Source organism: Actinoplanes sp. NPDC049118 (genome assembly GCF_040648555.1).
Taxonomy (GTDB): domain Bacteria; phylum Actinomycetota; class Actinomycetes; order Mycobacteriales; family Micromonosporaceae; genus Actinoplanes.
Window position 1 is genome coordinate 1 of sequence record NZ_JBEZDY010000062.1, and the last position, 6,405, is coordinate 6,405.

Genomic DNA, 6,405 nt, shown 5'->3' on the forward strand with positions numbered 1-6,405 from the left:
CCCGGATAGACGCTGAGGCCGACGTCGTGCAGGACCTGTACAGGACCGAAACTCTTGTCGATCCCGCGCAACTCCAGAAGAGGTGTCGCGGCCACGGTGGTTCTCCTTCGCCTGGTGACCGGGTGTCTCGTCCGTGGCTCGGCCACTCGCGATCGGGTGGAGGGACCCGACTTCGGCGCCGCCCACGCCCGGAGGGATGGGCGGCGCCGAAGTCAGCGGTCGGGGACTGGCCCGTCGACAACGCTGGGTCAGCTGATGCCGTTTTCCGTGCAGAGCTTCGCGAAATCGGCGGTGCAGAGCTCGGCCTTGGTGACGAAGCCGTCAGCGACGACGTCCTTGACGCTGTCCTTGTAGATCGGCTTCGGGACCAGCAGGACCGCGGGAACCGTGGCCTTCGACTCCGGGTCGGTCACGGTCTGACCGGTCTCCTTCTTCTCGCCCTTGGCCAGGCCGATGGCGAGCTCGGCGGCTGCGTTGGCCTCTTCCTTGATCGCCTTGTAGACCGTCATGCACTGGTCGCCGACGAGGATGTTCTGCAGGCCCTGCACGGTCGCGTCCTGGCCGGTGACCGGGACCTTGCCGTTGAGATTCTGCTTCTTGAGGACGGAGATGACCGCGTTGCCGAGGCCGTCGTTGGCCGCGAGCACGCCCTTGATGTTCTTGTTCTCGGTCAGCATCTGCTCGAAGATGGTGCCGCCCTGCGCGTTGTCCCAGTCCGGTACGGACTGGTCCGGGCCCTTGACGTAATCGCCCGAGGCGTACTTGGGCTTGAGGATCGAGTCGTAACCCTCCTTGAAGAGGGTGGCGTTGTTGTCGGTCGGCGAGCCGTTGAGCTCGGCCACGATGGGCTTGGTGGCCTTCATGTCGGTCAGGCACTTGACCAGGCCCTCGCCCTGGAGCTTGCCGACGGCCACGTTGTCGAAGCTGACGTAGTAGTTCGCGTTGCCGCCGAGCGTGAGGCGGTCGTAGTCGATGGTCGCGATGCCGGCCGCACGGGCCTTGTCGAGGACCGCCTTGCCGGTTCCGGAGTCCAGGTTGACGATCATGAGCACCTTGACGCCGCTGGAGATCATGCCGTCGGCGATCGTCTGGAACTGCGTCTTGTCGCCCTGAGCGTTCTGGATGTCGACCGGTACGCCGGCCGCTTCGAACGCCGCCTTCAGGTACGTGGTGTCCGCTGTGGCCCAACGCGCCGAGCTCTGGGTGTCCGGCAGGATGACGCCCACCTTGCCGACCGACGAGCCGCCGTTGCTGCCGGTGTCGGTGCCGCCGTCATCACCGCATGCGGCCGTGCTGCCGGTGGCCAGCAGACCGGCTGCCGCCAGGGCGAAAAGTCCATTACGCATTTCTTGGTCCCTTCAGTAATCGGACATTCGATTGGATTCAGCAGCGCCCACCGCCGAAAGTTTCGGTGTGGGAAGTTGGTTTGTTGTGCTCGGAAACATTTTCTCATCATGGCCCTCAGTGCAAGCATTGATGCGAGTTGATCTTGTTCCTTGGAATAACAATCTGGCAACATGGGGCCGGGGTCGCGATCACCGCGCACCACCCGAATTGCGCATCGGGCGGGCGTACTGCCGGGGCAGCGATGTCGCCCTTTAACGGACGAGTGCCGGTTCGCCTATCGGCTGGTTCGCCGGAGACGGTGGCCCAACTCGTCCGAAACATTTCGATGCAAAGGGGTGCCCACCGAGATCGGCGGACACCCCTTTGATCACCGCCGGCTCACCAGAGGTATTCGAACCTGAACTGGGCGGACGTGTCGCCCGGGCTCGGGGTGCCGGGGGAGGCGGTGATGTTCCCGTCGGAGTTCACGTGCCAGAAGTTGCCGACCGAGTCCTTGAGGTTGTAGGTGGCCAACGGCTGGCCGGATGCCTGCACCGGGCGGATGCCCTCCCAGTCGCCGGCGGCGGCTCCCCGGGTCATGACCTTGTTCCCGTCGTTCCGGTCTACCTGCACCCATTTGGTTGCCCGGGTTGCAAGAGAGCAGGTAGTTGAAAGGAACCCGGTCGCCGGTGTTTAGCCCGTACTGCTCCCACAGCCCGATGTAGCTACCCGTCGCCCTGAGCTGGCCGGTCGCCCCTGGGCTGCTGACGTAGTTGTTCGTGCTCACCGACTTGAGCGCCACCGTGTGCTCGCGGCCCCCTCGGGCGAGCGGGAGGTCAACAGGAACCTTCCATGACCGTCCGTCAGAAGGCACTCCGAGCGCAGCTTGCGGTTACGGGATCTGCTTGACCTTGACCGGGTTGCCCGGGATGTTGACGCTGCCGTACCCCGTGATCGGGTCGGTGGAGCTCGTGACGAAGATCTTCGAGGAGTACTTGTCGTTCTTGTTGGTCAGATCAGGGGTGTACAGGTAGTGGTCGTGCGGGTTGGTCGGCCCGACGGGGGTTCTTCACCCGGCGGACGGCCGGGGCCCACAGGTGTTTGGTGCCTGACCTGCCGATCGTGGCCGGCGACCCTTCGATCTCGCGTCGGCCCGGGGGCGAGAATTCCCCGGCGAACTCCAGTCGTCTACTTCTTTTCATGGTGCTCCCTGGCCGATGCCGCCATGAGCGGCACAGAGTCGGGCGGGAAATCGACAGTGGTGAAGTGCGCGCCGATGGGTCGCACCCCGCAGCAAGTCCGCGATGCCTGGTGAACAACGGAGCGTCCATCCGACGCTGATTACCCGTAGGTATGCCGCTGGCGGGCGGGCAATGGGGCACAGACCTGAAAGTTCTGGGGTGCTACCGGTACACCTGTCCCCCAGCTCGAGGTACTAGGCACGCCGGAATCGCACCCGCGCTGCGCGTCGTCCTCGGCTCCGAGCCGGCCGCCGACGTGTCCAGGCCGTTGACCGGCCGTAGCGGTCCTAGGCATCGACGCCGTGTCACTGCCGGACGGATGGACGCCGCTCGCGGAGCTCGTCGGCCCCCGCCTTGTCGCGCGGGTCAGTCAGGGCACTAGTCGCGGCGGGTGGCCTCTTTGCGGCCGCGCTTGCCGAGCGGCACCTGCGACATGTCGACGGCCTGCGCGCTGAGGTTCTTGTAGCCGTACCCGTGCTCGTCGAGATAGGCCACCGCGTCCGCCTCAGCGTCGCGTACCACGGCCGGGATGTCCTGCTCGCCCTGAGCGGTGCGGGCGAAGCGGAAGGTGAAGAACGGCCGGGTGGCGATGTCGTAGGTCAGCGAGCCCTCATCGGTGTACGCGGCGAACGCCACGTCGTGCTGCGCCGCGCGGGCGAGTAGGCCGGCGCGTTGGTCCGCGTCGAGCCCGTCGAAGGCTCCCCGGACGGTGACCCGGATGGTGCGTGTTGTCATGCCGTGACCGTAGGGGCAGGGGCGGGCCGGTTCCACCGGTTTAGGGTCCGTGTCGGCGTCCTCGGCTCGATCGAGGACTTCCACACAGACCCTGGCCGCTCCGACGACAGGGCAGGCTCCCCGGGGAGCCTGCCCTACGCTGCCCGTCACCGCCACGACGTGTGAGGTGCCCGACGACGCCAGGATCGTGGTCCTGACGACTGAATACGTCGGCGTCGAACGGCGCGGTCGTCTCGCCGACGAGCCTGTCGGGGTGTTGAGCTGGAGATTTCCGTGCAGGTGGTCGCTAGATCGTGAACCGGGAGACCAGCGCCTTGAGGTCGCTGGACATCTGGGCGACCTGCTCGGCCGCGGCGTGCGTCTGAATGGCTCCGCTGCTGGCGACCTGGCTGGCGCTGGCGACCGCGGTGACGTTGCTGGCGATGCCGGCGGAGGCTCCCGCGGCGTCCGTGACGCTGCGGTTGATCTCCTGGCTGGTGGCGGTCTGCTCCTCCACCGCAGCGGCGATCATCGTCTGGTAGTCGCTGATCTGCCCGATGATGGTGGTGATGCCGGCGATCGCCTCGACGGCCTTGTTCGTGTCGCGCTGGATCGCCTCGACTCGGCCGGCGATGTCCCCGGTGGAACGGGCCGTCTCCTGCGCCAGGTCCTTGACCTCCGTGGCGACTACCGCGAAGCCTTTACCGGCTTCCCCGGCGCGGGCGGCCTCGATGGTGGCGTTGAGGGCCAGCAGGTTGGTCTGCGCCGCGATCGCGGTGATGGCCTTGACCACGTCGCTGATCTGCGCCGAGGACTCGCCGAGCTGGGCGATCACGGTCGTCGTGGATTCGGCGACGGTGACGGCCTGGGTGGCCACGTCCGCGGCCTGTCCGGCGTTGAGGGAGATCTCCCTGATGGAGGCGCCCATCTGTTCACTCGCCGCGGCGAGAGCGGACACGTTCTGTGAGACGTCGCCGGCGGCGCGGGCGACCACGTCCGCCTCGGTGCTGACCTGGTCGACGCCGCCGGAGATGGTCGACGACACCTCGGTGAGGTGCGTCGCGGCGCCGGCCAGGTCGGCCGAGGAGGTGTCCAGCTCGCGGATCGTCGTACGCATGCTCTGGGTCGCGTGGTTGAGTGCCTGCGCCATCTGGCCGATCTCATCGCGGGAGCTGACCTCGACCTGCTGGGTCAGGTCCCCGGCGCTGACCCGAGCCAGGACGGCCGCCATCTTCTTGATCGACCGGACGCTCTGGCGGATCACCGCCCACGCGGCGCCGAACGCGAGCAGCAGCCCGACCACGAGCGTGATCACGATGAACATCCGGTTGGCTTGGAACGAGGCCTGCGTCGCCTGTGCGTTCTTCGCGGCCAGGGCGGTCTCGTCGGTGATCAAGGAGGTGACAACACCGCCGGCCTTGGTCAGTGCGGGCCACTGCTGCGCGAAGCGGGCCTGATAGACCTTGACCTGGCCGGCCTGGGCCGCCGGCAGCAGATTCGCGTCGCGTTCCGCCCGGAATGCGGTCAGCGCCTGCTTGACCTGCGCGGTGCGTGCGTCGCCGCCCAGCGTGCCCAGCGACATGTACTGCGCGAGCGCCTTGTCCTGGATCGCGTCCTCGGTGCGGATGTCTTTGACCTTGGCCTCCACCGCCTGCTTGTCCGCGGTGCCGGCCAGCGTCGTGAGGTGCAGCAGGCTCCGCAGTACCGACGCGCGCAGCGTCTCCAGCGCGGTCGAGGGCAGCAGGGCGTGCTGGTAGGTGTGCTGGGCCGCCGTGTTGGCCCGCTGCTGCGCGACCAGCCCACTCCCGGCGGTCGCGAGCGCGGTCGCCGCCAGCAGGGCCAGCGCGATCAGGAACTTGGCCGCCAGCGGCAGGCCGGCCACCCGGTGCAGCACGCCGCGCTGCCTCCCGGCCGGGCGGGAGGAGTCGTCAGGCTGGTGCCGCATAGCGTTGCCTCTCTGCAAAGGGGGTGGGCCCGGCCTTAGCACCCGGACCTGCACAGGGGTATCGGCACCCCGCGCCCAGGACTAAACCCTTCTGCGCAGTTCAAATCCACGGCCACGTGAAACCAGCCGCCGACGCGTCCTGCGGCCCCGGGCGGGTGGGCGGGTGGGCGGCGACCGTACTTGCTGATCATGCGGGGCGTCGGGGCCTGGCCGGCCGACGGGACATGAAGGTGAATTCTGCCCAGGTGAGGTCTGTGCTTCGGAGTGCTCGGGTGGGCTGCGCCCGGTTGCTACTCGGCACGCCGCGGCGGTTCAGCCGTGGCCTCGGCTTGTCCCTCGCCCCCGGACGGTACGGCCTCGGCCGGGTCTGCGGCGGCCCCCGACCGACACCGAACGCGGGAGCAATGTTCGGGCTTGAGGCGCTGGATGGCGGCCTTGACGCTGGTGCGGTCCAAGGCGACGGAAGCTTCGGTGAAGCCCTCCTTGATGGTTTGCCTCCCACCGCTGCCGGCGAGGGCGAGCAGGGCGCTCACGGGTTGGTTCTCGGCCAGGTAGTAGGCGCTGAAGGCGTGGATCCCGCGGTCGAGGGCGGCCTCGGCAAGCATTTCGATCAGTGCGGTGGCCAGCCCCACCCTGCGCCACGACGGGTCGACCGCGACGGCGACCTCGGCTGTGCCCTCCACCGTCGGTTCGTAACGGGCGATGGCTGTACCCGCAGCGGTGAGCGGGTCCCAGGCGACGAGAGCAAACCGCTTGCGGTAGTCGACGGTGCACAAATGGGTGAGCAACGCCGGGGTGATGTGTGGCGGTGTGCCCAGGAAGCGGCGCTGCACGGTGTCCTGATCGGCGGTGCGGATGGCGTGGGCGAGCCGCTCGCAGTCCTCAGGGACGATGGGACGTATCAATGCGGTGCGCCCGTCCGACAGCTGCAACTCCCGCTCGAACGCGCGAGGGTAACCCGGTGGCACCTCGACGGGGTGATGCGGTGGACCCGGCCTCATGCTTCCATGGTCCTCTATGCCGTGCGGCCGCCGATGGGCGCGGTCGTCGCGGTGAGCTCAGAAGCGCTGCACCACCATTAATTGGCCCGGTCCGTTGTCGGACCGGGTCTGCGTGCGATGAGCGGTCAGATGAGCCAGCGGTTCTTCTGGACGATGGGGAGCTTGGCCCACTGGCGGC

At 67.8% G+C, this 6,405-nt stretch carries 5 protein-coding genes and 1 pseudogene; all 6 read right to left on the reverse strand.

The window, feature by feature from the left end:
- Positions 1-95 (reverse strand): annotated as a pseudogene (locus tag AB0B58_RS42085) (sugar ABC transporter ATP-binding protein); the annotation flags it as partial.
- A 153-nt stretch (positions 96-248) separates the two neighbouring features.
- Positions 249-1,346 carry a substrate-binding domain-containing protein gene (locus tag AB0B58_RS42090; protein ID WP_360236966.1) on the reverse strand — a complete coding sequence of 366 codons (1,098 nt, stop codon included), beginning with the start codon at positions 1,344-1,346 and terminating at the stop codon, positions 249-251.
- A gap of 379 nt (positions 1,347-1,725) precedes the next feature.
- Positions 1,726-1,926: a hypothetical protein gene (locus tag AB0B58_RS42095; protein WP_360236969.1), complete on the reverse strand. Its 201-nt coding sequence runs from the start codon at positions 1,924-1,926 to the stop codon at positions 1,726-1,728.
- Between the two features lie 1,019 nt (positions 1,927-2,945).
- Positions 2,946-3,302, reverse strand: coding sequence for a DUF6204 family protein (locus AB0B58_RS42100; RefSeq protein WP_360236972.1), 357 nt, complete (start codon positions 3,300-3,302; stop codon positions 2,946-2,948).
- Between the two features lie 286 nt (positions 3,303-3,588).
- Positions 3,589-5,226, reverse strand: coding sequence for a methyl-accepting chemotaxis protein (locus tag AB0B58_RS42105; RefSeq protein ID WP_360236975.1), 1,638 nt, complete (start codon positions 5,224-5,226; stop codon positions 3,589-3,591).
- Between the two features lie 290 nt (positions 5,227-5,516).
- Positions 5,517-6,227: a GNAT family N-acetyltransferase gene (locus tag AB0B58_RS42110; RefSeq protein WP_360236979.1), complete on the reverse strand. Its 711-nt coding sequence runs from the start codon at positions 6,225-6,227 to the stop codon at positions 5,517-5,519.
- Positions 6,228-6,405: the final 178 nt, after the last annotated feature.

Excerpts from the sequence above, each read along its gene's own strand:
- AB0B58_RS42090 (WP_360236966.1), bottom strand. The coding sequence starts at position 1,346 with ATGCGTAATGGACTTTTCGCCCTGGCGGCAGCCGGTCTGCTGGCCACC.
- AB0B58_RS42095 (WP_360236969.1), bottom strand. The coding sequence starts at position 1,926 with ATGACCCGGGGAGCCGCCGCCGGCGACTGGGAGGGCATCCGCCCGGTG.
- AB0B58_RS42100 (WP_360236972.1), bottom strand. The coding sequence starts at position 3,302 with ATGACAACACGCACCATCCGGGTCACCGTCCGGGGAGCCTTCGACGGG.
- AB0B58_RS42105 (WP_360236975.1), bottom strand. The coding sequence starts at position 5,226 with ATGCGGCACCAGCCTGACGACTCCTCCCGCCCGGCCGGGAGGCAGCGC.
- AB0B58_RS42110 (WP_360236979.1), bottom strand. The coding sequence starts at position 6,227 with ATGAGGCCGGGTCCACCGCATCACCCCGTCGAGGTGCCACCGGGTTAC.